The sequence below is a fragment of the Cyclobacterium sp. 10D3-21 genome (assembly GCF_055809755.1).
The window spans coordinates 6,509,500-6,534,189 of sequence record NZ_CM147924.1 but is presented as its reverse complement, the minus strand read 5'-3'; the positions used below and the strand labels follow the sequence as shown (position 1 = coordinate 6,534,189).

Genomic DNA, 24,690 nt, shown 5'->3' with positions numbered 1-24,690 from the left:
TTTTAGGGGTTGATGTCATTTCACAAACCCATTAAATGCTATAAATTGCTTTTTTATAGTCTGAAAAGAGCCTGAAGAAAGCTCATGTTTTCCCCTTTTTCCTTCATTACTAGCATGGGGATATCAAGGTTGTTATTTACTAGTTTTTCAGCTACACTTCCCAATAAAACTGCCGCTGATCTTGACCTTCCTCTACTCCCTACGATCAATAAGTCAGCTTCAATAGAATGGGCAAATTCCATTATATTTTCTGCTTCATCCTTTTTGTCATGAAGGATGAATGTGCACAAAATGTCGGGTAATTCATTTTCAGCCAGAAAATTTTTAAAGTCCTTTTTAGCATTTTTCAGCATTATTGCGGCAAACTCTTCAAAGGATTTACCTGTTTTACTATAACCACTAGGTACATTATACATGTGGCAGCACTGTATCGTTGCATTGGTTTTTTCACAGATTTCCAAAGCGATTAATATACTCACCGTCGAATGTTTCGAAAAATCAATTGGGAGTAAAATGATATTAATTTTGCCACTTGGAGGCGCGTCTGGTAATAAAAGTACTGGTCTTGGGTATTTTTGAGACAAATTTTTGACCAGAGAGTCAGAGGTTGTTTTGCCTTTTTTTCTACCAAGTATTAAAAGATCAGTTTCTTTGATATTACACCAGCGAAGCATGCTGTCCTGGGCATTTCCTTCCTTTACAATGATTTCGTAGTTGAAATCCAGTGCTGGTTTGGTTTTTTCAATTTCATATTTAATTTGACTTTCAATGGTTTCGTCCATAGGCGCCAATAAATCAGGATAGGCAGACGTAACCTCCTCGGGAAGAATTAGACTTTTAGAAAAATGAATAAAATATACTTTTTCTATATCCAAAATAGGAACAAGTATTTTGATGTTGGATATCAATACTTCATCTAAAAGGGTTAAGTCCAACCCTACCATGACTTTTTTGAATTGCTTCATTGACCTTACCTTTAAATCAGTTTTGCGTTTGAATTGTGAATATGGTAAAATTTTATGAATTTAACTTTTTGATGGCTTCTTTGAAAGAAGTTTTCTTCAAATTATAAAAAAATACACAATTGACAAGTTAGTTTAACCTGGATTATACAATTGGATTATAAAGTCTGTCCCGAATCAATAAGGAAGAGGTTTAATTACGTAATAAAGGGCTATTGCATAATTCGAGTATAAAGTCAAATCACATAAATAAGATGTAGTCATGCCTAAAATAATGGGAAAATATTTTTTAGCAATTGTACCCGATGAGCCGATTAGGGGAAGGATTATTGGATTGAAGGAGCAATTGCATGATTCCTTTGGGATTAAGTATGCGCTTAAATCGCCTCCGCATATAACCCTGAAAATGCCATTTGTCCACAATGAAAACAAAGAAGAGGATTTGGTGAAATCATTGCGTGGATTTTTTAAGCAAGAGAAAAGCTTCTCGTTGTCTCTTGGTGGAGTAGGGTCTTTTGGGAATAGGGTAGCCTTTATGAAAGTAAAGTATCCGCCTGAACTTAAGTTGTGTCAGCAGCGGCTTATAGCGTTCAGTAAAACAGTTTTGAAAAAGAATATTGAGTTAAGTGATACCAATTATCATCCCCATCTGACCTTGGCTTATAGGGATGTGAAAAAGGATCAGTTTGGGCTTGTAATGGATTACCTTAAACCAAATACAATAAGAGATTCATTTAGCGTTGATAAAGTTTCTTTGCTAAAAAAAGTAAATGGTATGTGGGTAATAGTACATGAGATTAATTTGTCAGATTGTTAATGGTGGGGCTTATAGGTCTTGTTTCATTATTTTAAACCGAATGGATATATCTGGCCTGTGTCAACAATATCAGTCTAGTTTAAGCGTGCCGCTAATTTTATCTTTCCTTGTAATTAGGCTCTTTGGTTTGCGGTTTTTGTAAAAATTGATAATATTTTGCTGGGTGGGGAAGTCTTCTATAAGAATGGAATTGTGAATTTTGACCTGAACAGGTTCAGGAATCTTTTCCGATTCCATATAAAACCAAGCAGCATCCTCCTCAATTTCATGGCCCAGGTAAGTTAGTTTTACTGGCTTTCCATTTACTTCTATCTTATTATTCTTCAGGAGGTATTCCTTTATAAGGCTTTCCAGTTTTTCAGGATCATTTGGTTTAAGAAAGTTCACTTGTTCGTCAGAAGAAATTGTTAGTGACGCTTCCATGTCATTCCAGAAAATCTTTTGAGCGATTTCAATTCGCTGTCTGTCCTCCTTGTACACCATGTCTGTCAGGCTGATAAAAAAAGGATGTGTGACCAATACACTAGAAAATAGAACTAAGAAAAGTTTAATGGCAAGCATTTAAAGGGGTAGTTTTTGTAATATTTGCGAATTATGCGTTAATATTACAACAAAATTTTAAAACCTAAAGTAAATTAATCACCTAATTCTATGAACCAATTTCAGTTGTATTTTAATCTTGGTATCCAGCATATTTTGGATCTTAAAGGTTTTGATCATATTCTTTTTGTTTTGGCCTTGGCAGTGGTGTACATGATTAAAGATTGGGGTAAGATCCTGGTTTTGGTTACTGCATTTACCATAGGTCACTCATTGACATTGGCATTGGCTACATTGAAGGTGATACAAGTCAACACAGATTTGGTGGAGTTTTTGATCCCTGTGACAATCGCCATTACTGCTTTAGCCAATATAATCAAGCCTAAAAGCTCCTCTGGGAGAGGCGTTCAAATCAATTATTTATTTGCGCTTTGTTTTGGTTTGATTCATGGGCTTGGATTTTCTAACTACTTGAGGGCCCTTTTGGGTCAAGAACAATCGATTTTCACTCCCCTTCTTGCTTTTAATGTAGGGCTTGAAGTTGGGCAAGTAGTGATTGTTGTATTGTTTTTGCTTGCTTCAACCTTAATAACCGGAATATTTAGAATCAATAGAAAAGAATGGGTTTTGGTTATTTCATCCATTATACTCGGTATGTCCACAATGATATTACTGGACAGTGTTTATTGGTAGTATTGCACATTTAAAAGTAACTGTATTGAGCAATTTTATTGTATTTTCTTTATATTCATCCTTCCCTAGTTAGGTTTATTGTCTATTTTATTTGCCAAATTTTATACATCATGAAGCATTCTATCTTTTTATTCCTGCTTTTTTCAATCATTGCATTTGGGTCTGAAGCTCAGGTTGATACCCAAAGGCATGGCAATAGGTTTGAGCAATTGGGTACCACACTACGCTCACCAAATGTTTACCGTACAGCTTCAGGTGCACCAGGGCATGAATATTGGCAGCAGAGAGCTGATTATGAAATTGAAGTTGAATTGAACGACGACAATCAGTCTATCAGTGGGAAAGAAACAGTGACCTATTACAATGAATCTCCAGATCCTTTGGACTACTTATGGTTGCAATTGGATCAAAATCAACGGGACAAGGATTCTGAAACCCCTAAAATTTCCAGTAGCAAAATTCAGCCGAAAATGAATCTTGGTGAACTTGAAGACATTATTTGGCATGACATGGACCTTGGATTAAAGATTTATTCCGTAACAGATGCGAATGGAGTAGCCATACCCGCTACAGTGAACTTGACCATGATGAGGTTAGATCTTGATCAGCCATTAATGCCCGGAGAAAAGTTTGAATTTAATATATCATGGAGCTTCAATAGCCATGATAGGACAAGTTTTCTTGCTACCAGGCCTGGATATGAATATTTTGAAGGGGATGGGAATTACGTTTATACCGTATCCGAATGGTTTCCAAGGATGGCTGTCTATTCGGATTTTGAAGGCTGGCAGAACAAACAATTTGTGGGTAGAGGAGAATTTGCCTTGGTGTTCGGAGATTATAAAGTTGCCATTACCGTTCCTTCAGATCATATGGTAGGAGCTACTGGAGTATTACAGAACCCAGAAGATGTCCTCAATCAGAAAGAAATGGATCGCTGGGATCAAGCCAAAACTTCCTTTGATACACCGGTGGTAATTCGCAATCAGTCCGAAGCAGAAAAACTGGAGAAAAACAAATCAACTAAAAAGAATACCTGGGTATTTCATGCGGAGAATGTAAGGGATTTTGCATGGACTTCTTCTAGAAAATTTATCTGGGATGCCATGGCCGTACGTTTGGAAGATGGTAAAGAAGTAATGGCCATGTCTTATTATGCCAAGGAGGCCAATCCGCTCTGGGGGCAATACTCTACCAAGGTAGTGGCGCATACTTTAAAGTCGTACTCTTCGAGAACTTTTGATTATCCATACCCTATAGCGATTTCAGTAGAAGCCTCCAATGGCATGGAATATCCTATGATATGCTTTAATTATGGAAGGCCGGATAAGGATGGGACTTATACCGAGGCAATTAAATACGGTATGATTTCCGTGATTATTCATGAAGTGGGACACAATTTTTTCCCAATGATCGTCAACTCTGATGAAAGACAATGGACTTGGATGGATGAAGGACTCAATACCTTCTTGCAATTTTTGGCCGAGCAGGAATGGCAGAGGGATTACCCTTCCCGAAGAGGGCCTGCACATAAGATCGCTCCCTACATGAAAGGAGATAAAAGTCAGTTGGAACCTATAATGACCAACTCTGAAAACATTATCCAATTTGGGCCGAATGCTTATGCAAAACCAGCCACTGCGCTTAATATTTTAAGGGAAACAGTGATGGGTAGAGAACTTTTCGATTTTGCATTTAAAAAATATGCTGAAAGGTGGATGTTCAAGCATCCAACGCCGGATGACTTTTTTAGGACCATGGAAGATGCATCTGCAGTAGATCTGGATTGGTTTTGGCGGGGATGGTTTTTTGGTACCGAGCCTGTAGACATCTCGATTAGCGATGTTCAATGGTATAAAATTGATAGCAAGAAACCCAATGAGGTTAAGGCTGATGAGAAAAAAGCTTATGATCATGAAGAAACCTATGTATCGAGGACCAGAAATAAAGAAGACATTGCGCAAACTGTATTAGAGGGGGATCCTGATGTAGGTGATTTTTATACAAGTTTTGACCGTTTTAAGGTTTGGCCAGAAGAGGAAAAGGAATACAAGGCTTATATTAGTCAATTGAGGAAAGAGGAAAGAGAGATGCTGGAAAGCGGACTTAATTTTTATGAGATTTCATTTGAAAATTTAGGAGGTTTGGTCATGCCAATTATTCTTGAATTCCATTACACTGATGGTACAAGCGAGGTGGAAACAATTCCTGCTCAAATATGGAGAATGGATGAGTATGAAGTCAGTAAGGTCTTTGCCAAACAAAAAGAAGTGGTGCAAATAATAGTGGATCCCTACCGTGAAACTGCAGACATTGATGAATCCAATAATTATTGGCCAAGACGCTTTATGCCCTCAAAATTTGAGTTGTTTAAGCAGAAAGCAGCAGGAAGAGGGACTTCATCAGGTCCTAACCCAATGAAAAGAAAAGGAAATTAAAGTTTTAATACTTTCTTTACCAATAAAAAGGGCGACAATGGTCGCCCTTTTTATTGGTAAAGAATACCAGTACTTTAAACCCTAAATATGCCAAAGTGCTTCCATTACCTGATGGAGTCTCCCCACAGCCTGATTTTTTTGACCGAAAGACATTTCGGTTATTTTTATTTAAGCACGATTGACAGTGGAGATAAACGTACCCTTTGGTGTTTGATGTTCAATTTTCCTTTGGCTTAACCTCGAGCTTTCCCTAAATTCTTTTGCATAATCCCTGCTGACTCTTTAAAGGTTTAGATTTCTTTCTATGAAAATCTTGCTAGAGATTTTCAATACTGCCTGACAGGTCTGGGATGGTGGAATCAGTGCAGACACGGGTATTAGTTCGGGGGATATATAAATACAAAATCTCGAATCAAATTACCGTACTAATGTTATTAAAATTGACTTCGAGTCCGGATTGAAGGCATTTGAAAAATGGGCACAAAAAAAACAGGCAGATAGAACCTGCCTGTTTTTTGCACTTTATATAGCTGTAGTCTGTAATATTATTCTTTTGTTTCAAAGTCAGGATAAGCCTGCATTCCATGCTCGTTGATGTCAAGACCTTCAACTTCTTCTTGCTCATCCACCCTTATTCCAACAGTTTTCTTCAATGTGTAGAAAATCAGGAAGCTAAAAGTAACGCAAAATGCTCCGATAGATACAATTCCGATTACTTGTGAAATTATTTGAGATGTGCCAGCAAGGTCGCCAAAGATCCCTACCGCTAGTGTTCCCCAAATTCCACAAACCAAGTGTACGGCAATGGCTCCAACAGGATCATCAATTTTAATTTTGTCAAATAAAACCACTCCGAATACTACTAGGATACCCCCTATAAAACCGATTATTACCGCTTCAGTAGGAGACATCAAGTCAGCTCCAGCTGTGATACTAACAAGTCCTGCCAATACCCCATTCAGTACCATTGTAATGTCATAGGCTTTAAATTTAAGGTAGGAAGCAAGTAATGCTCCGAATGCACCAGCAGCACCTGCAAGCGCAGTTGTTACAAATACAAGGGATACTGTTCCAGGGTCTGCGGATAATACTGATCCACCATTGAAACCAAACCATCCAAACCATAATAAGAATACACCAAAGACAGCCAGAGGTATATTATGACCTGGTATCGCATTAGTTTTCCCATCTTTATATTTCCCAATTCTTGAGCCGAGTAAGTAAGCGCCTATTACAGCACCCCATCCTCCAACTGAATGGACAATAGTGGAACCGGCAAAATCATAAAAAGGAACAGACATGGAGTCTAAGAAACCTCCGCCCCATTTCCACATCCCAACGATAGGATAGCAAACGCCAACATATAGTATAGAGAAGAAAATAAATGGGCCAAGCTTGATTCTTTCGGCTACTGCTCCTGATACAATTGTAGCAGCGGTGGCAGCAAACATGGCTTGAAAAATGAAATCCGTATAAAAAGTATAACCCTCGCTGTAAGCAAAAGTATTCCAGCCTTCAGGTAGACTTAGTCCAAAGCCACCAAAACCAAAAATTCCTCCCGCAAATACTTCGCCTGGGTACATTAGATTAAAACCGACGAAAGCATAAGTCAGCAAGCCGATAGCTGGGATGATAGTATTTTTAAAAAGTATATTAATGGTATTTTTGGCTCTGGTAAGCCCAGCTTCCAGTGCTGCAAAACCTAGGTGCATGATGAAAACCAAAATGGTTGCCACCATTATCCAAAGGTTGTTTATGGTAAATAATTCCTGAGTCATTTAATTTGTGTTTTTAATAAGTTGTATTAGTATTGTTCGTGATCTTGGCTGAACAAAGATTACAATGCGTTTTCACCAGCGTCATCATTTCTAATTCGGAAGGCTTTCTCTACATCGTAGACAAATATTTTTCCATCACCTACTTCACCTGTTCTTCCCTCGTTGAGGATACAAGCAATTACTTTGTCTTCTAAATCGTTTTGAACGACTATTTCCAGTTTTGTTCTGGGTATAAAAGTTGGCTCATAGGCTACGCCACGATAGTGTTGCATTTTCGCATGCTGTAGACCCATTCCCTTCACTTCATAAAAGGTTAGGAATTTAACCCCTAATCCAGAAAGGCATTTGTGAATTTCGTCAAATTTCGAAGTTCTAATTAATGCTTCAATTTTTTTCATTTTTATAATAGAATTAATATTCCCTTAATATTTTTAGAATTAAAAAATAATCTGTTGCAAAAATAATAATCAGGAAGTTATATAGCAACTAATATTTGAAAAAAAATGATTAAAATTAGAAAAATGGGGGTGAATTGATCTAATAAACCGCTTTTTTCCGACAAAAATGAGCAAATTGGATATTGTAATACCTAAAAAGTTGATTTTTTACATAAAAAAAATATTTCAATGTTTAAAAATCAACTTATGTATTAGGGTAGGAAAGTCTTGGTGAAATCAAATTAATGGAGGAATTTCTCTGATGAGATTCCTAAAAAAATTAACTTTGTCTTAGTGTTTATATTTTAGCAGCGTACTGCCAATAACTATTTTAAAGACAATGAACAAACCAACACTTTTAATTTTGGCTGCAGGAATGGGCAGCAGGTATGGTGGAGACAAGCAAATTGACGGATTTGGACCAAATGCTGAGACAATTTTAGAGTATTCCATTTATGATGCCATTCGATCTGGATTTGGCAAAGTGGTTTTTATTGTAAGGCAAGAAATACTTGAGGAAAGTAAAGAGATTTTTGTACCAAAATTTGGAGACCTCATTCAACTTGAATTTGTTGTTCAGACTTTAACGAATCGTGTACCGGAAGCTTTTCAAGATCCAGATAGAAAAAAACCATATGGCACTGCCCATGCTTTACTTTGTGCAAAGGATGTGATCAACGAGCCTTTTGCAGTCATTAATGCGGATGATTTTTATGGGGAAGAAGCTTTTCAAGAATTAGGGAGCTTTTTAACCCACGACGTTAAGCCTGACCTTCATTGTATGGTAGGGTATGCTGTAAAAAACGTTTTGTCTGACTACGGGACAGTAAGTAGAGGAGTTTGTGATGCTTCACCTGAGGGGTTTCTCACCGGTATGATTGAGAGAACCGCCATTTCGAAAAAAGAAGATGGCATCTTCCATGAGGCCGATGGTGAGAAATTAGAAATTTCCCCAGACAATCCTGTTTCTATGAATTGCTGGGGATTTCATCAATCGATCTTCGAAGAGACAGAGCGACTTTGGCTTACCTTTCTGGAGGAAAATAAGGAAAACCTAAAATCTGAATTTTACATTCCCAAAGTAGCCAATTCAATTATTCAGGAGGGAAAAGGGAAAGTGCAAATACTTAAAGGTGGTAAAATTTGGTTTGGAGTTACTTATCCTCAAGACAAAGAGCATGTAATGAATGAGCTGAAAAAATTACACTCAGAGGGGAAATATCCAGCCAAACTTTGGTAATTAAACTATAAGCCTGGGATAAAATAGGAACGCAATGTTTCTATTATAATGGTAAAAAAGCTTTATTGATAATAGCTGAGAAGCATAAAAGTGCTTGTCAGCTATTTTTGCTTTTATTTTTTATTTAACTTGAGAATCCTAGTTTTTATAGAACCCAAAAGTTGATCACTATCCTATGAAAAAGATTGTCTTTTCACACGCGCCATTTTCTTTGGATTTTGGCCTGCTCCTATTAAGGGTGGGTACTTCCCTCATGTTAGTGTCGCACGGATGGTCGAAAGTAACCCATTTCAGTGAAAGGCTAAATAGTTTTGCTGACCCAATAGGTCTAGGTCCAGCAGTGTCCTTACAACTTGTTATATTTGCAGAGTTTTTTTGTGCGATCTTCCTAATCCTAGGATTTATGAGCAGAATCATTCTCATTCCTATGATTATAAACATGGCTGTAATTACTTTTATTGTTGAGTCTGGGGCTGGGTTTGACAAACAAGAACTTCCAATGATTTACCTTCTTGTATTTATCGTGCTGTTACTTCTAGGACCGGGAAAAATTTCTTTGGATGGGAAAATATTAAAGAGAAGAAGCCGCTATTAGCTTTTTTCTATTTCAAAAATAGTATCGTTTGAAATGGTGAAGGAGCGGTAATCTGAGGTGATTTGGCTAAGAATTTCTCTAGATCTTTCGGGCCTGGCATCCGAAATGAATAGCTGGCCAAATTCTTTATTGGCAACAGCAGTCATTAAATGGTGGATCCGATGATCATCTAGTTTGTCAAAAATATCATCCAGCAAAAGCAGGGGCTTGGTGCCTTTTATTTCTTTGAAAATATAAAATTGGGCCAGTTTTAGGCTGATTAAAAAGGATTTCTTTTGACCCTGAGAGCCAAACTTTTTTATCTCTTGACCATCAAATGTAAAAATAAAGTCGTCTTTATGGATACCGAAGCCAGTTCTTTTAAGTAGCAAATCCCTTTTTACATTGTTAGCAAAGTCCAAATTGAAATTCTCATTGTCTACCTGGCTTTTGTAATGGATGTCTACTTTTTCTTTGGCACCAGATATTGCTGCATAGTGGGTTTTAAAATAAGTTAAAAAATCCTTTAAAAATTGGTGTCGGATTTGGTTTATTTCTCTGGACAGTTGAATTAATTGTTCGTCATATGGTGCCAATTGTAACTTGTCCAACCTTTTTTCTTCAGCAAATCTTTTTAGTAAAGCATTCCTCTGTTTTAAATACTTTTGGTATCGAATAAGCCTTTGTAAGTAATTTTGATCAGCCTGGCAGATCATACTGTCAAAAAACTTTCGTCTTTCTTCACTGCCACCATTGATAATTTCAGTATCATCCGGAGCAATGATCACCAAAGGAAGAAGCCCGATGTGCTCGCTGAGTTTGGCGTAGGACTTTCCGTTGACTTCGATGCGTTTCTTTTTACCACTCTCAAAGAAACAATTGATACCCAATTCTTTCCCTAGTAAATCAAACTCTCCTTTTATTGTGAAAAAATCTTTTTCATGCATTATATGGTTGCTGTCTCCAGGAATAAATGCACTTTTGGTCAAGCATAAATAATGAATTGCATCCAGAAGATTGGTTTTTCCAGCACCATTTTCACCAAAAAAACAATTAACCCCGCGATCAAAAACCAAATCCAAATTATGGAAGTTTTTAAATTGAATTAATTTTAAGTTTTTTAAGTACATGGCTTAATCGCAGGATGTTTTTTACTATTTTCGTAAAAGGTCACAAAATTGCTTTGATTTCATTATATTTGAGGCCAAAGTTAGCATATTTTATAGAATACGGTATGGCAAAGAAGAGTTCTAGTACAAGTAAATCTAAAGTAAAATATTCCAAAGAAACCTATCAAAATTGGTTCGAGGGCATGTTGCTTATGAGGCGTTTTGAAGAAAAAGCAGGACAGCTTTATGGACAACAAAAGATAAGGGGCTTCTGTCACCTTTATATTGGTCAGGAAGCATGCGCAGCTGGAGCCATCTCCGCTCTTGAAAAAGAGGATAAATGGATAACAGCTTATAGATGTCACGCCCAACCATTAGGTTTGGGAACTGACCCTGGAGCCATTATGGCTGAACTTTATGGTAAAGCTACAGGCACCACCAAAGGTAAAGGTGGATCAATGCACATTTTCGATAAATCAAAAAACTTTGCCGGAGGCCACGCAATTGTAGGGGCTCAAATTCCAATGGGCTTGGGTCTTGGTTTTGCAGAAAAATACAAGGGTACAAAAAATCTATCCATTTGTTTTATGGGTGATGGTGCGGTAAGACAAGGGGCTTTTCATGAATCCCTTAACCTGGCCATGCTTTATAAAACGCCTGTGATTTTTGTAATTGAAAACAATGGTTATGCCATGGGTACCTCTGTAAAGCGTTCTTCTAATGTGGATGAACTGTACAAATTAGGTGAATCCTATGACATTCCTTCCTTCCCTGTGGACGCCATGAATGTGGAAGAAGTACATGAGGCAGTGAAAGAAGCAGCCGAAAGGGCAAGAAAAGGAGATGGACCTACCTTATTGGAGTTCAGAACTTACAGGTACAAAGGACATTCAATGTCTGATCCTCAAAAATACAGAACCAAGGAAGAGGTGGAGGAATACAAACAAAGGGACCCTATCGAGCAGGTTAGGGCTACCATTGTAGACAATCAAATCCTTACGGAGGATGAAATAAAAGAAATTGAAGCCACTGTGAAACAGAAAGTAGCAGATGCGGTTAAATTTGCTGAAGAATCCCCTTGGCCTGAAGGAGAAGATGCCTTCAAAGATGTATACATGGAAGATGATTATCCTTTTGTTAGAGAATAAAAAAGTCTTAAATTATAATGATTGAAAAAGCCATTCTGGATTTGTCCGGAATGGCTTTTTTTGACCTAATCGAATTAACTACTTAAACGTGATGCCTCAGAAATTGTCTTGTATAGTAGGTCAAATCTAAATTTCTTCGATTGTTTTTTTTAGGTTTCCCATTGTCGTCCATAGGTTTTTTCTGATTATTGGATCTACTATCCATCTAGGCAAGCCTTTTTCTGGAACAGATATTATATGGTAATATAAGAGGGTATGCCCATTTTTCTCTTTGATGACCCACCTGCCTTTCAATCCTGTCATTTGAACAATGTCTTCATCGTGGGAAAAGATTGTGGTTTCTTCTGACCTGAAAAATATGGTAGTGCTATTATTGCTTTCCACGAGCTGATTGTGTAGGTAACATTCCCTGTCTGATAAGGGGAATGGGAAGCTGTATTTAATATAGCTGATCCAAGACTTATTTCCAGTAGCTTTGATTTTGTAATCCAAAGTGTTTTCATTCCATTTTTTCCCAAATCTCTCATTTGTTAATACCTCTAAAACATTTTTAGAAGGTGCCTGGATTTCAATTGAAAATTTCACCTCCCTACTTTTGGTGCCATCCTCCATATTGATCCATCGTTCATAGAAATGTATACCATTTCCTTTTTTTATCAATTGGAATTCAGGAGAGTGTGGAAGTGGTGGGACGGCTGTAAAGGTTGCCAAAATATATATGGGGATGCTAAATAGGATAGGTTTCATGATTGCGTTCGTTTTATTATTGGCAAATAGTGCCTATAGTAATTAAGACAACTGGAAAGAGATTTACCCTCTGTGAGGAAAAAACTAATAATAAAATAGGGGTAAAACAGCGTAGGGTTGTCCTAACTATGAATCGAAAAAAAATAAGAAATCATGAATACTAACAACACTAAATTTAAAACAGCTGCCCTTTTTTTATTTCTACTTTGGGGTTCCTTCTCTAAGGGCTTTGGGCAAAATGAGCGACCTGCTCATTTGGGATTTATTTATCCTATTAGTACAAATGGGATTGATGCTGCAAAATTCTCCAATAACTTAAGCATCCATGCGCTGGCTGGTCTTTCTGCCGAAGAAAATGGATTAGGGATTTATGGCCTTGCGGGGATGGTTCAGGGGGATGCTACTGGTTTGCAAGTTGCAGGCTTGTATTCCAAACTGAGAGGAGAATTGAACGGGGTTCAGATAGCAGGACTTTTGAATCAGGCTCAGGATGCAAAGAAAGGCGTTCAGATTGCCGGTATTGCTAATTTTTTAGAAAAAGACAGCCCTGTTCAGATTGCCGGTATTTTAAATAAGGCAAGAAATGTAGAAGGATTCCAAAATGCCGGAATAGTAAATATTTCAGCCTCCAATAAGGGCGCTCAGGTGGCAGGAATAGCCAACCTTACCAAGGAAATAGAAGGTGCTCAAATCGCTGGTATACTAAATGAGGCAGAAAATGTTAAAGGTATCCAAATCGCTGGGATTGTTAACAAAGCGAAAAAAGTGGATGGGGTGCAGATTTCTGGACTCATTAATATTGCTGAAACCAGTGACTATCCAATAGGAATTATTAATCTGATAGAAGATGGTGAGATTAGGATTGGACTGTCCTCTGATGAAATTCTTACAACTATGTTGACCTTTAAATCTGGCGGGAGAAAGTTGTATGGTATTGTAGGTATTGGGTCCAATCTACAACACAGTAATCTTCCTTATGCCTTAGAGGCAGGTTTAGGCTTTAAGGTTTTAGAGGGCAATAGTTTTCGTCTGGATCTAGAAGGCACGAACATGTTTGCCACCAATTTTAAAAAAGGTGGGGAATATTCCAGATCAGGAATCAGGGTTTTACCAGTTTTATTACTGTCTCAGAACTTACAAATCTTTGCTGGCCCCAGCTTAAATTACACAAATACCAAATATCCAAATGGAGATGATTTGTCTGGATTGCAGTTATGGAACCGTGAAAGAAGAGGTGTCTATAAATCCATTTATTTGGGAGCTACTGCAGGAATAAATATTAGAATCAATTAAACTGGGAACAATATTGAAGCAGTTGTTTTTTTTTGGATTGGACTACTTCCTTTCATGAAAGATCAAAACGAGCAGAGAAAAGTCAGCAAATCCTATTGCCAAATTCGGGTTTAAGGATTAAATTACCTTGAATCTGGCCTAATATTCCTAAAGTTTGTACCTATAGAAATCAAGTTTTTACAATTATTTTGACCAAGGGCCAAGGGTATAGTTAGGGGTAGGTGTCTTATTATTAGATGAAGGTAAACTTAATGATCAGGATTGGTGACAGAAATTACTAATGTAAATAAGGACTTACCACTGATAGTGGATGAGCGGGTGTTTGAGGAGGTATTTAAAAGCCACTTTAAATCTCTTTATGGTTATTCGCGTGTATTGGTTAAGGATGAAGTTGTGGCCGAAGAGGTGGTGCAGACCGTTTTTCTTAAACTTTGGGAAAGGAGAGAGGCAGTTGATATCACTACTTCTATAAAATCCTATCTCTACAAGGCCGTGTATTACGATTCACTAAACTATCTCAAGCATGAAAAAGTAAAGATGAAACACAGGGAAAGGAAACAACATGAATTTGAAGGGGATAGGTCTATAGGAACCGTGGTCGACAATCCTGGAGAGGAGAAGGAAATTCAAAACAAATTGAACCAGGCATTACAGGTATTGCCTGAAAAATGTAGAAAAGTGTTTCAGCTTAGTAGATTTGAGGAACTTAAGTACCATGAAATTGCAGACAGATTGGGTATTTCTATAAAAACTGTGGAAGGCCACATGGGCAAAGCCCTAAAAACGTTAAGAGTGGAATTGGCGGAATTTCTGCCAATTGTTTTATTTCTATTGGCAGATAAATTTTAAGTGATGGAAGATAGCTTACTTATAAAATACCTGCTTGAGGAAACCAATCCAGATGAGGTTAAAGTAGTGGAAACCTGGATTGAAGCAGATCCTAAACATAAGAAACATTTTCAAGAGTTTAGGTGGGTTTGGATAAAGTCAAAAGATTTGGTTAAGACGGATAATATGGATGAAGATGCTGCTTGGGAGCGCTTCCAAATGCTTCGTGAAGCAAATCAAAAAAAGGTACAGCCAAAGGCCCAGCAAAGATTTTTGACTTCTGGATGGGCAAAGGTTGCGGCAGCTTTTGTGCTTATGGGTGCAATCACGGCAATAGTCATGTCCTTTTTACCGCATTCTGGGAAAGCACTTTATTCCAATGTCGCTTTAATGGCTGACCAGGAAGCGATAGAAGAAGTGCTATTGGATGGCACTTTACTAACACTTAATAAAAACGCTAAATTAACTTATAGCCAGAAATGGTTGGGGAATAATCGCCTTGTTAAGCTGGAGCGGGGTGAAGCTTATTTTGAAGTGGAAAAGAATCCCAAAAAGCCATTTGTAATCGCCATAGACGAATTGGAAGTTAGGGTTTTGGGCACTTCTTTTAATATTAAAAAAACCAAAGAAAAAACAATTGTGATTGTGGATGAAGGTGTCGTACAGGTGAAGACAGGTGCGGATGAATTATTGCTGCAAAAAGATGAAAAGGCTATCATTAATAATGATAACGGAGCCATTGAAAAGAGCGTATCCACCGATCAACTGTTCAAATATTATGTAAGTAAGGAGTTTGTGGCTAAAAATTTAAAACTTACAACGCTTGTGGAGGCCTTAAATACCGCTTATAATAGTGATGTTGAGGTTTTGTCAGCGCGGGCAAAGGAGATGTCTATTACTACTACCCTCCCATATGGTTCATTGAATGACAACCTTGAAATCATCAGCCAAACACTTGAGTTAACTGTTTCTCAACAGGGCGACAATATAATTATAGAATAATTCTTTACCTTCGAAGGGTCTGTTGCTTAAAGTTATGATTTTTAAATTTCGTGGTTTTATTCTGTTAATTATCATTTGCCTGACTTCTCCTAAAATCGTTAGTGCACAGGATTTTCTTTTAAATGAAATGAATTATGTGGCTTCCAATCAAATCGCTTTAGGCGATATTATGGACGAGCTATCAAAAGAACAGGGTTTTTATTTTTCCTATCAGAGTAGCCTGATCAATCTGGATGAACCAGTTTCGGTTCCCTCCTATGAAGGGCAGGTAGCAGGTTTTCTACGGGTCTTATTAGGGGAGGACTACGAGTTCAAGGAGCATGATAAATATGTAATCATTAAATATGCGCCAGGGAAACTGGACATTGATTTTGATAAAAGGAATAGGTCCTCAATTCTTAGAGGGAAGATTAGAGATTATCACAATGGAGAGCCAGTTCCTTTTGCCAGTATTTACGAAAAAAACACTTTGGTTTCTTCTTTGTCGGATGAAAACGGAGATTTTGAATTGAAATTCAAAAAACAACCAAATGACCTCATTTGGCTGGCAATAAGTAAGGAAGCTTATCGGGACACCTCCTTTATTATCCTGCCAACAGTGGATGTAGGGCTGAGGGAAAAACCGAAAAAAATACGATTTTATCCTGAGAATGGGGTAGCTGAAGCAATGGAAAACAGTGCTTTGGGACGCCTTTTGATTGGATTTAGGCAACGTGTACAACGAATTAATTTGGGAGGGTTTTTCGTGGAGAGTCCTATGCAGGTATCCCTTACTCCAGGATTGAGTTCTCAGGGGATCTTTAACAGTCAAATGATAAATAATTTCTCTTTGAATATTCTAGGAGGCTATACTGCGGGGGTAGAGGGATTGGAAGTTGCTGGTATTTTTAATATTAATCAGAAGGATGTTAAGGCTTTTCAAGTAGCCGGAATTTTTAATATGACAGGTGGTGATGTGGGTGGTTTTCAAGCTTCAGGAATCCATAATTTTGTGTATGGTAATGTGAATGGTTTTCAGGTCGGCGGTATTTACAATCATGTAAGGGGTGATGTATGTGGTGCACAAGTTGCAGGTATCTATAATTACACAGCAGGCTCATCGGACATTCAAATAGGAGGTTTGCTAAATAAATCAGCGCAGGCTAACGTTTTGCAAATAGCAGGTTTGGCTAACCATGCAAATACCAGTACTGGTGCATTTCAAATAGCAGGATTAAATAATTATTCTCAAGGAGAAGTAAGTTTTCAAATAGCAGGTCTGGTAAACAAAGCCGAAAATGTTACGGGTGCTCAATTTTCGGGATTAATCAATATTGCCAAATCTAGTGATTACCCCATAGGGCTGATTAATATCATAGAAGATGGGCAAAAAAGTTTGGCTTTGGGTAGCGATGAAACTGAATTTAGGCAAATCACTTTTCGATCTGGAGGAAGAAAGCTATTTGGCTTAATAGGAACTGGCATAATGGAGCAGTCTGGAAAAATGATGTACGGATTCGATCTTGGGCTTGGTTTGCATGTTGTTAATAAAGGTAAAGTATCAATGGATTTTGAATTTGTAAACCGGCAGGCAACAGACTTTACCGGTTTGACTAACAACACAAGTTTTATTAGATTAATCCCTGGGTATAGGTTAGGAAATCATTTTAAACTTGTTGTAGGCCCTTCTATTGGATTTACTGCCTTTGATAAAAACTGGACTTACCCCAGTCCTGGATATGTTATCGCCAGTAGTACTACAAGCAATGGTAGGTATACCTTGCATGCAGGGTTTTACGCTGGTGTACAGTACGTATTTTAATTCGGATAAAGCAAAAGGGCTCGCAGTAATCTTGTCTTAGTAGAGAAGTGGTATAATTACCTATTAACAGGCCTATTTTGATATTCCAGGAATGATGAACTGGATTTTGGAACTTTTTCTATTACTTTTGAGGGTTAAAATCCTTTTATTACAAAGGATTCTATTGATTTTAGTGCCTTATTAAACGGTCGAAACAAAAATCGACTGGTATTTTATTCTTTTATGAAAAATCCGAACCAGAGCAAGACCCCTAAATTTATTGCCATAAGTGAGCAAATCATTGGTAAGATAAACTCTGGAGAGTTGCTTCCTGGGGAAAAGGTGCCCTCTGAAAATGAATTGATTCATTCCTTTGGGGTAAGCAATACCACTGCCAGAAAGAGCCTTCAGGAAATTGAGTCGCGTGGCTATGCCCAACGAATAAAAGGCAAAGGTACCTTTGTGCTCAATAAAACAGAAGACCATCACCTAGTTAGAACTTTAGGCTCAATCGATGCCACCAGGAGGGGTTTTGATGAAGGTTTGAAGGTAGAAGGTTTTAAACCCAAAACCATTGTACTGGAAAAAATAGTGCTTGAGCATGGTGTGTCTGCAGAAATTAGTGGGAAAAATTACATTATAGAAGGCCCCGTATTAAAAGTGCATCAGCTTAGGTATGCAAACGATATGTTGTTAAAAGATGAGACCAAATACATCTCTTTAAAGCTTTGCCCCAAGATCAATATGCTTTCCACAGACCTGTCCTATTTCAAGGTATATGAAGATAAATACCAGCTGAAAATTTCGGACATCAAGCAGAATCTAAGCGCAATCATTCTTCCACCGGATGACCCAACAAATAATTTTGAATTTGAAAGTGCTTTACCTGTATTTGTGCTGGACAGTGTGGTGCTAAGCAGCAAAGACGCTGTGCTTGAATTAGAGAAATCTCTCTATAGAGGGGATAAATATAAATTTGCTATCATCGCCCATCCTGAGTACAATGGGAATTAAGTCCAATACGGGCCCTTGCCAAAGTTGATCTTTTTTTTTATCCTTTGGTATTTATTTTTCCTGAAAAACACTTTATGCTCCTATTATCATCTAAAAGACTTGTCTTAGAGCGTTAAGAAAAATTCTGGTGTTTCGTTTAAATTTACTTTTATGTTCCGTAAAGGTTGATTATAGCTTGGTTATTTCGTAAAAAATTTACAATAACTTGCATTTTAATTTTTAAGGTTATATCATTGTTTAATTAACTTAGAGCGTTAAGTACAATGAACCCAAAAATCAAATGGTATATTCTAGCAATGGTATTCATTGCTACAGGCCTAAATTTTTTAGACAGGCAGGTCTTATCCATGACCATAATAAAAATTCAAGAAGAACTTTCGATTTCCGATGTACAGTATGGCTGGGTGAATACCGGTTTTCTGGTTAGCTATGCCCTGATGTTCACCATAGGAGGTCGCTTAATTGATAAATTCGGAGGGAAAAAGGGGCTTGGCTTTTCAGTGGGAATTTGGTCTTTGGCCAGTGTTCTACATGGGGTCATGAATAGTTTTTCCCAATTGCTGGGATTTCGTTTTTTACTTGGCGTGGGTGAGGGAGCATGTTTTCCCGGAGCAGCAAAGACTGTTTATGAATGGTTTGGAGAAAAAGAGAGAGCACTTGCCAATGGCATAGCTATAGGAGGCGCTGCAATTGGGGCTGTAGCGGCACCACCTTTGACCATTTTGATTGCTGGGGAATATGGTTGGCGCTGGAGTTTTGTCATTCCGGGAGTAATAGGTATCGTATGGGTTGTTCTTTGGTTTAGCCAATCCTGGAAAAATAGTTTACAGGCCAGAGAGGCGAAAGCGGTGACTGTTTCTGCTGAGCCTGTCGTGCAGATTTCTATAAAAAAGCTCCTAAAAAATAAAACTGTTCAGGTATTTATTTTAATCAGGTTTCTTTTGGACCCGGTATTTTACTTTTTGATGTTTTGGGTGCCCAAATACCTTAATCAGGAGCGAGATTTATCTTTCGAACGTATAGGGGAATTGTTTTGGATACCTTTCCTGGCATTGGGCCTTTCCAATATTTTAGGGGGTTGGTGTTCAGATAAACTGGTAGCGAGGAATTTCAGTATCAACGCTGCTAGGAAGTGGGTGATGGGTTTTGCTGCGGCACTAACCCTTGTGGCACCGTTTATTTCTACAGTTTCTACTATTGAAGTGGCCATACTATTGATGTCCTTGATGATGCTTGCACATGGTTTTTGGATCACAAATTACATTACAGCTATAGCCGATGTGTTTGGTAAATATGCTACCTCCTCTGTCGTGGGATTATCCGGGACAGCAGGGGCCATTTCTGGAATGATCATCAATCCATTTATCGGATGGATTGCCCAAAACTATTCCTATGGTCCGCTTTGGTTGGTCTCAGGCATTATGTATCCTTTGGCATTTGTCATTTTGATGGTATTTATACCAAAAATTAAAACAATCGAATTCAGTAAATAAAACACACATAGCAATAGAAATGGAATCATTTTGTCAAAATTAACATAGTGCGTTAAGAGAAATAATAAATATTAAACTTAATAAAATGAAGGAAAATAATGGAAGTGAAAATCCTGTGAAAGGTAAATATAAAATTGAAAGAAGGGAATCCTCTTTGCCTAGAATAGGTGTTTTTGGTGTAGGCTATTTCAAATACTGGGCACAATTTGAGGGGCTTTTGGATGATTTATTAGCGAAGCAAAAAGTGCTGATAGATAAAATTGAGAAAAATAGGGCTGAGGTCATTGATTTTGGCTTAGTGGATGATGCCCAGTCTGCCTATGACTTGGTGCCTAGGCTACAAGCAGAGAATCTTGACTTGATATTTTGCGACATGCTTACTTATGCTACGTCAAGCACTTTTGGGACCATTATTAAAAACATAAATGTACCAATAGTGCTGGTTGCCTTGCAACCGGACAAGGCCATGGATTATAGTAAAGCTTCTACTTACATGCAGCTTTACAATGATGATGTATGTTCTTTGCCTGAATTTGCCGGTGTGGCTGTAAGAATGGGTAAAAAAGTACCAGAAGTGATCATTGGTACTTTGCACGATGATCCCGAGTCAGAGCGAATGATCAATGAATATTGTAAAATAGCAAATGTATTACATGGGCTGAAAACAGCCAGGATTGGCCATATAGGTCATCCTATAGAAGCAATGCTCGATATGCATACTGATTCCACCATGCTTACTGCCCATTTTGGTGTACATATCGTCCAATGTGAAGCCAATGAAATTGTTGGCAATTATGCAGAGAAAGTTTCTGAAGAGGAGGTCGCCGAGGAAGAGAACCGTATTTTATCTTTCTTCGACACGCCGGACCCCGTTTCTGATCCCATCTCTGAGAAGTTAAAAAAGGAAGACTTAAAAGTTGCCGCCGGTGTCTCGGTGGCTTTAAAGAAATTTGTAAAAGATAGGAATCTTGATGGACTGGCCTATTATTACAATGGGGAAGACCAAAGTGAAACCCAATTGGTGATGTCCAATCTTATTGTTGGGAATTCGCTATTAACAAGTTCTGGATTTCCCATGTGTGGAGAATCCGATTTGAAATGCTGTATGGCCATGTTTATCATGGACCGATTCGATATAGGTGGGAGCTTTGCTGAATTTCACCCAATAGATTTCAAGGAAAACTTTGTTTTGGTGGGGCATGATGGTCCCCATAATCTCTCTATCGCTCAGGGAAAACCGGTGCTAAGAAGTTTAAAAAAGTACCATGGAAAACCAGGGTTTGGAGCTGGCGTAGAATTCAAAATTAAAGAAGGACCGATTACCATGCTGAGCATCAGCTCCAATTATGAAGGCAAATTCAAATTTGTTATCGCTGAAGGAGAATCAGTAGAAGGGCCCATACCGCCTACAGGAAATACAAATACAAGAGGTTTTTTCAAACCCGATGTACGCACCTTCTTGACCAATTGGATCAAAGAAGGACCTACCCATCATTTTGCTTTGGGCATAGGGCACCATGCCCAAAGCATACAGAAAATTGCCAATTATTTAAATATAGAATCGGTAATAGTAGTCTGAATTAATGATTAACCCAAAATAACTGACCATGAAAACAATTATCAAAAGTTTTGTTTTCGTGATGGTACTCTGCTTTAGCATGGGCCATTACGAGCTATTGGCACAAGCAGGCAATCGCCTGCTGGTAAAAGGAACGGTGACGTCTGCAGAAGATGGAGCCACAATTCCGGGCGTTACGGTCCTTGAAAAAGGCACATCAAACGGGACGGTTACAGATATTGACGGAGGCTATGAAATTACATTAGGCAATGGAAATGCTGTTCTTGTTTTTTCATATGTAGGCTTTGCCAAGACGGAGATTCAAGTAGGCAACCGAAGCGCATTAGACATCGAACTCCAAATGGATATGGAACAACTGAATGAAGTTGTTGTCGTGGGGTATGGTACTCAGAAAAGGAAAGACCTTAGTGGTTCCATTTCTAGGATCACAAGTGAGGAATTTTTGCAACCTTCTACTGGGAGTTTTGATCAGATGCTACAAGGTAAGGTGGCTGGGGTTCAGATCAACCAGACCACAGGTGCACCAGGAGGGAATGTGAACATTCTTGTCAGAGGGGTGAGTTCTATTTCTGGAGGCAATCAACCCTTGTATGTGATTGATGGTTTTCCGGTAGATGGAGGATCTAATTCAAATATGCGGGGTTATGGTGGAGACTCTTTTTCCTCTGCAGACATGGCTTCCAATACTGCGAACCGAATCAACCCATTAAGTGCTATTAACCCTTCAGATATTGCCTCCATAGAGATTCTAAAAGATGCCTCTGCAACGGCCATTTACGGTTCAAGAGGATCAAATGGTGTTGTGATCATAACCACCAAAAGGGGGAATTATGAAAAGGCACAGATTAGCCTTGACATGTCCTATGGTTATCAGGAAGTGGCCAATAAACTGGACTTGATGAATGCCAGTCAATATGCTGATTTTGTAGCCGATGGAAGAGACAATGCCTGGATTTTCCGTGGAGGATCCATAGATGATCCAAACGAAGTAAGGAATGCTGCAAGTAGGGTAAGGCCGGAATTTAGAAATCCTTCGTCCCTGACTACAGATACAGATTGGCAGGATGTAATTTTTAGAACTGCCCCAGTAAGAAATGTTCAGTTATCTTCCAGAGGTGGAACAGATAAAACAAGTTTTTTCATCTCCGGAGGGTATTTTTCTCAGGAAGGTGTGGTTATCAACTCTGATTATAACAGGTTTAATTTAAGAGTGAATGTGGATGCTCAGATTACCGACAAGGTAAGGATCGGTACTTCCACTTATGGTTCTTATGGGTATGGCAGGTTTGCCAACACAGAATCACATTATGGACAGGGCGGATTGCTTTCCAATGTGTTAGCTGCTTCCCCAACAATTCCAGTTTATGACAATGAGGGCAACTATTATTTCAACCAGGCAGATGTTACAGATGGACTGGGATTTTTAGCCAATGTCCTGGCAGTAAGTGAAGGTTCTGTGGACAAGAGAAATGTGATGAATGTTTACACCAATAACTATATAGAGGTAGACATAAGCGAAAACCTGATGTTCAGATCATCTGCAGGGATCAATTATTCCTCAAGTAATATCCGACTTTGGAGATCCAATGCTGTTCCTCAATATACCTCATTGAACTACCCAGCAACAGCAGGAGCCACAAAAATGGACAACCTCAATTGGCTGAATGAAAACACACTGACATTTAACAAGTCCTTTGACAACAAGCATTTTCTAAATGCTGTCGCAGGGTTTACCGCTCAGAAAAACAGTGGGGATCGTTTATCCGCAGGAGCCTCTGACTTCCCGACAAATTATGTGACCTACCTTTCTGGAGGAATAGTCAATGCAGGAACGCAAACACTTAGTGAGTGGTCGTTATTGTCAGTGATGGCTCGGGTAAATTATTCCTATGACAGCAAGTACCTTTTCACTGCTACCCTTAGGAGAGATGGAAGTTCCAGATTTGGAAGCAACTTCAAGTGGGGATCTTTTCCTTCGTTCTCCCTGGGATACAATATTTCAGAGGAAGAGTTTTTAAGCAATGCTGATTTTCTGAGTAACCTTAAAATCAGGGCCAGTTACGGGATTTCCGGAAACAATCAAATTGGAAATTATACCCATATCGGATTATTGTCTGCCAGAAGGTATATCAATGAGAGTGGCTTGATACCAGGTTTGGTGCCAAGTAGTCTTGCGAATGACGATTTGACCTGGGAAATTTCAAAACAAACCAATTTTGGGATAGACATGAGCCTATTTAAGGACAGGATTAATGTTACGGCAGATATTTACAGGGATCTGAAAACAGATTTGTTATTGGCTGTTCAGTTGCCTGCTGCCTCTGGTTTTTACAGTTCAGTTCAGAATATTGGAGATATAGAGAATAAGGGCTTTGAGTTAGGGTTGAATACGGTGAATATTCAAAAGACCAATTTCACTTGGAATAGCAACCTGACTTTTACGGCAAATAGAAACAAAGTGCTTAAACTGGCTACTGAAGGTGGAAGAATTTCAAATTCGCCTTTTCAAATTACAGAGGTGGGCCATCCTGTCTCCAGTTTTTATTTGATCAACAAACTGGGGATTTTTATGAATAGTGATGAGTTAGAAGGTGCTGCCTTGTTTCACCCAAGAACGGAAGCCGGAGACATAAAATTCGAGGATGTAAATGAAGACGGTGTAATCAATCAAAATGACCGAAAAATTGTAGGAAACCCCTGGCCAGATTTTGTTTGGGGTATCACCAATAATTTCCAATGGAAGAATTTTAATTTAAATATAGCGGTCGTTGGCTCCGAAGGTGCGCAAACCTACCTTGAATCAGGAGGCGCTTTGATGGGGTCAAATGGCGTTCAAAATGGGTTGGTCTTACAAGATAGAAGGTGGCGTTCTGAAGAAGACCCTGGAGATGGAATTATCCCAAGAGCGATCAGAAGTAACCATGCATTGGGTTTTGGTACTTCCTCACATTTTTTGTTTGATGCCTCTTTTATCCGTATCAGAAATGTGATGCTTGGGTACAATATGCCTGAAGAACTTGTTTCCAGGTTTAGGCTAACAGGCATGAATGTCTATGCCAGTGTTGCCAATGTTTACACTTTTACTGATTATCCCGGTTATGATCCAGAATCCAGTAGTACAGGTGACAATGTAGTCAATGCAGGTATTGATTATCTAAATTATCCACTACCAAGAACCTACACTTTGGGCCTAAAAATATCCTTATAACCTAAAATTA

At 38.4% G+C, this 24,690-nt stretch carries 20 protein-coding genes; 14 read left to right on the top strand and 6 right to left on the bottom strand.

All coding sequences use genetic code 11. From position 1 onward, the window contains the following. Positions 1-53 precede the first annotated feature (53 nt). On the bottom strand, positions 54-965 hold the full coding sequence (locus AC0L7T_RS25485; RefSeq protein WP_473339385.1) for a universal stress protein: 912 nt from the start codon (positions 963-965) through the stop codon (positions 54-56). 271 nt (positions 966-1,236) lie between these two features. On the opposite strand from AC0L7T_RS25485, the gene AC0L7T_RS25480 reads away from it, so the two are divergent. Continuing rightward, on the top strand, positions 1,237-1,779 hold the full coding sequence (locus AC0L7T_RS25480; RefSeq protein WP_473339384.1) for a 2'-5' RNA ligase family protein: 543 nt from the start codon (positions 1,237-1,239) through the stop codon (positions 1,777-1,779). A 69-nt stretch (positions 1,780-1,848) separates the two neighbouring features. Here the strand turns inward: AC0L7T_RS25480 and AC0L7T_RS25475 are convergent, their stop codons facing one another. Then, positions 1,849-2,340 carry a DUF6702 family protein gene (locus tag AC0L7T_RS25475; protein WP_473339382.1) on the bottom strand — a complete coding sequence of 164 codons (492 nt, stop codon included), beginning with the start codon at positions 2,338-2,340 and terminating at the stop codon, positions 1,849-1,851. A gap of 90 nt (positions 2,341-2,430) precedes the next feature. Here AC0L7T_RS25475 and AC0L7T_RS25470 point away from each other — a divergent pair, with 90 nt between their 5' ends. Together AC0L7T_RS25470 and AC0L7T_RS25465 are read left to right on the top strand one after the other, a co-directional pair. Next, positions 2,431-3,012, top strand: coding sequence for a HupE/UreJ family protein (locus tag AC0L7T_RS25470; protein WP_473339380.1), 582 nt, complete (start codon positions 2,431-2,433; stop codon positions 3,010-3,012). A 110-nt stretch (positions 3,013-3,122) separates the two neighbouring features. After that, positions 3,123-5,450, top strand: coding sequence for a M1 family metallopeptidase (locus tag AC0L7T_RS25465; RefSeq protein WP_473339379.1), 2,328 nt, complete (start codon positions 3,123-3,125; stop codon positions 5,448-5,450). A 545-nt stretch (positions 5,451-5,995) separates the two neighbouring features. On the opposite strand, the gene AC0L7T_RS25460 is transcribed toward AC0L7T_RS25465, so the two are convergent. Both AC0L7T_RS25460 and AC0L7T_RS25455 read right to left on the bottom strand, forming a co-directional pair. Continuing rightward, entirely contained in the window at positions 5,996-7,228 is a 1,233-nt protein-coding gene (locus tag AC0L7T_RS25460; protein ID WP_473339377.1) for an ammonium transporter, read from the bottom strand. A gap of 59 nt (positions 7,229-7,287) precedes the next feature. Beyond that, on the bottom strand, positions 7,288-7,626 hold the full coding sequence (locus AC0L7T_RS25455; RefSeq protein WP_473339374.1) for a P-II family nitrogen regulator: 339 nt from the start codon (positions 7,624-7,626) through the stop codon (positions 7,288-7,290). Positions 7,627-8,005: 379 nt separating this feature from the next. Between AC0L7T_RS25455 and AC0L7T_RS25450 the strand changes: the two genes are divergently transcribed. Further along, a complete protein-coding gene (locus tag AC0L7T_RS25450) occupies positions 8,006-8,905 on the top strand; it encodes a nucleotidyltransferase family protein (protein WP_473339372.1) in 900 nt (299 codons plus the stop codon). 175 nt (positions 8,906-9,080) lie between these two features. Continuing rightward, a complete protein-coding gene (locus AC0L7T_RS25445; RefSeq protein WP_473339371.1) occupies positions 9,081-9,500 on the top strand; it encodes a DoxX family protein in 420 nt (139 codons plus the stop codon). Here AC0L7T_RS25445 and recF read toward each other — a convergent pair. After that, a complete protein-coding gene (gene recF / locus AC0L7T_RS25440) occupies positions 9,497-10,561 on the bottom strand; it encodes a DNA replication/repair protein RecF (RefSeq protein WP_473339370.1) in 1,065 nt (354 codons plus the stop codon). The genes AC0L7T_RS25445 and recF overlap by 4 nt on opposite strands. A gap of 152 nt (positions 10,562-10,713) precedes the next feature. Between recF and pdhA the strand changes: the two genes are divergently transcribed. Beyond that, positions 10,714-11,736 carry a pyruvate dehydrogenase (acetyl-transferring) E1 component subunit alpha gene (gene pdhA, locus AC0L7T_RS25435; RefSeq protein ID WP_473339368.1) on the top strand — a complete coding sequence of 341 codons (1,023 nt, stop codon included), beginning with the start codon at positions 10,714-10,716 and terminating at the stop codon, positions 11,734-11,736. A 126-nt stretch (positions 11,737-11,862) separates the two neighbouring features. On the opposite strand, the gene AC0L7T_RS25430 is transcribed toward pdhA, so the two are convergent. Continuing rightward, positions 11,863-12,483, bottom strand: coding sequence for an SRPBCC family protein (locus AC0L7T_RS25430; protein WP_473339367.1), 621 nt, complete (start codon positions 12,481-12,483; stop codon positions 11,863-11,865). Positions 12,484-12,636: 153 nt separating this feature from the next. On the opposite strand from AC0L7T_RS25430, the gene AC0L7T_RS25425 reads away from it, so the two are divergent. The 8 genes from AC0L7T_RS25425 to AC0L7T_RS25390 all read left to right on the top strand — a co-directional run bounded on the left by AC0L7T_RS25425 (position 12,637) and on the right by AC0L7T_RS25390 (position 24,680). Next, the gene (locus AC0L7T_RS25425; RefSeq protein ID WP_473339365.1) at positions 12,637-13,776 is read left to right on the top strand and encodes a hypothetical protein; all 1,140 of its coding nucleotides are present in this window, start codon (positions 12,637-12,639) and stop codon (positions 13,774-13,776) included. 264 nt (positions 13,777-14,040) lie between these two features. Then, complete coding sequence (locus AC0L7T_RS25420) at positions 14,041-14,625, top strand: RNA polymerase sigma-70 factor (protein ID WP_473339364.1); 585 nt, start codon at positions 14,041-14,043, stop codon at positions 14,623-14,625. A gap of 3 nt (positions 14,626-14,628) precedes the next feature. Next, on the top strand, positions 14,629-15,606 hold the full coding sequence (locus tag AC0L7T_RS25415) for a FecR domain-containing protein (RefSeq protein ID WP_473339362.1): 978 nt from the start codon (positions 14,629-14,631) through the stop codon (positions 15,604-15,606). 34 nt (positions 15,607-15,640) lie between these two features. Continuing rightward, positions 15,641-17,407, top strand: coding sequence for a peptidase associated/transthyretin-like domain-containing protein (locus AC0L7T_RS25410; RefSeq protein WP_473339361.1), 1,767 nt, complete (start codon positions 15,641-15,643; stop codon positions 17,405-17,407). 222 nt (positions 17,408-17,629) lie between these two features. Then, positions 17,630-18,400: a GntR family transcriptional regulator gene (locus tag AC0L7T_RS25405; RefSeq protein ID WP_473339360.1), complete on the top strand. Its 771-nt coding sequence runs from the start codon at positions 17,630-17,632 to the stop codon at positions 18,398-18,400. Between the two features lie 263 nt (positions 18,401-18,663). Continuing rightward, positions 18,664-19,893, top strand: coding sequence for an MFS transporter (locus tag AC0L7T_RS25400; RefSeq protein WP_473339359.1), 1,230 nt, complete (start codon positions 18,664-18,666; stop codon positions 19,891-19,893). Positions 19,894-19,978: 85 nt separating this feature from the next. Continuing rightward, on the top strand, positions 19,979-21,472 hold the full coding sequence (locus AC0L7T_RS25395; RefSeq protein WP_473339358.1) for an L-fucose/L-arabinose isomerase family protein: 1,494 nt from the start codon (positions 19,979-19,981) through the stop codon (positions 21,470-21,472). A gap of 28 nt (positions 21,473-21,500) precedes the next feature. After that, positions 21,501-24,680, top strand: a complete 3,180-nt coding sequence (locus AC0L7T_RS25390; RefSeq protein WP_473339356.1) for a SusC/RagA family TonB-linked outer membrane protein — start codon at positions 21,501-21,503, stop codon at positions 24,678-24,680. Positions 24,681-24,690: the final 10 nt, after the last annotated feature.

What these genes read in the sequence shown, in the direction of transcription:
- pdhA (WP_473339368.1), top strand. Translation starts at nt 10,714, where the DNA reads ATGGCAAAGAAGAGTTCTAGTACAAGTAAATCTAAAGTAAAATATTCC.
- AC0L7T_RS25430 (WP_473339367.1), bottom strand. Translation starts at nt 12,483, where the DNA reads ATGAAACCTATCCTATTTAGCATCCCCATATATATTTTGGCAACCTTT.
- AC0L7T_RS25405 (WP_473339360.1), top strand. Translation starts at nt 17,630, where the DNA reads ATGAAAAATCCGAACCAGAGCAAGACCCCTAAATTTATTGCCATAAGT.
- AC0L7T_RS25470 (WP_473339380.1), top strand. Translation starts at nt 2,431, where the DNA reads ATGAACCAATTTCAGTTGTATTTTAATCTTGGTATCCAGCATATTTTG.
- AC0L7T_RS25400 (WP_473339359.1), top strand. Translation starts at nt 18,664, where the DNA reads ATGAACCCAAAAATCAAATGGTATATTCTAGCAATGGTATTCATTGCT.
- AC0L7T_RS25485 (WP_473339385.1), bottom strand. Translation starts at nt 965, where the DNA reads ATGAAGCAATTCAAAAAAGTCATGGTAGGGTTGGACTTAACCCTTTTA.
- AC0L7T_RS25445 (WP_473339371.1), top strand. Translation starts at nt 9,081, where the DNA reads ATGAAAAAGATTGTCTTTTCACACGCGCCATTTTCTTTGGATTTTGGC.
- AC0L7T_RS25415 (WP_473339362.1), top strand. Translation starts at nt 14,629, where the DNA reads ATGGAAGATAGCTTACTTATAAAATACCTGCTTGAGGAAACCAATCCA.
- AC0L7T_RS25460 (WP_473339377.1), bottom strand. Translation starts at nt 7,228, where the DNA reads ATGACTCAGGAATTATTTACCATAAACAACCTTTGGATAATGGTGGCA.
- AC0L7T_RS25395 (WP_473339358.1), top strand. Translation starts at nt 19,979, where the DNA reads ATGAAGGAAAATAATGGAAGTGAAAATCCTGTGAAAGGTAAATATAAA.
- AC0L7T_RS25390 (WP_473339356.1), top strand. Translation starts at nt 21,501, where the DNA reads ATGAAAACAATTATCAAAAGTTTTGTTTTCGTGATGGTACTCTGCTTT.
- AC0L7T_RS25475 (WP_473339382.1), bottom strand. Translation starts at nt 2,340, where the DNA reads ATGCTTGCCATTAAACTTTTCTTAGTTCTATTTTCTAGTGTATTGGTC.
- AC0L7T_RS25465 (WP_473339379.1), top strand. Translation starts at nt 3,123, where the DNA reads ATGAAGCATTCTATCTTTTTATTCCTGCTTTTTTCAATCATTGCATTT.
- AC0L7T_RS25425 (WP_473339365.1), top strand. Translation starts at nt 12,637, where the DNA reads ATGAATACTAACAACACTAAATTTAAAACAGCTGCCCTTTTTTTATTT.
- AC0L7T_RS25455 (WP_473339374.1), bottom strand. Translation starts at nt 7,626, where the DNA reads ATGAAAAAAATTGAAGCATTAATTAGAACTTCGAAATTTGACGAAATT.
- AC0L7T_RS25410 (WP_473339361.1), top strand. Translation starts at nt 15,641, where the DNA reads ATGATTTTTAAATTTCGTGGTTTTATTCTGTTAATTATCATTTGCCTG.
- AC0L7T_RS25450 (WP_473339372.1), top strand. Translation starts at nt 8,006, where the DNA reads ATGAACAAACCAACACTTTTAATTTTGGCTGCAGGAATGGGCAGCAGG.
- AC0L7T_RS25480 (WP_473339384.1), top strand. Translation starts at nt 1,237, where the DNA reads ATGGGAAAATATTTTTTAGCAATTGTACCCGATGAGCCGATTAGGGGA.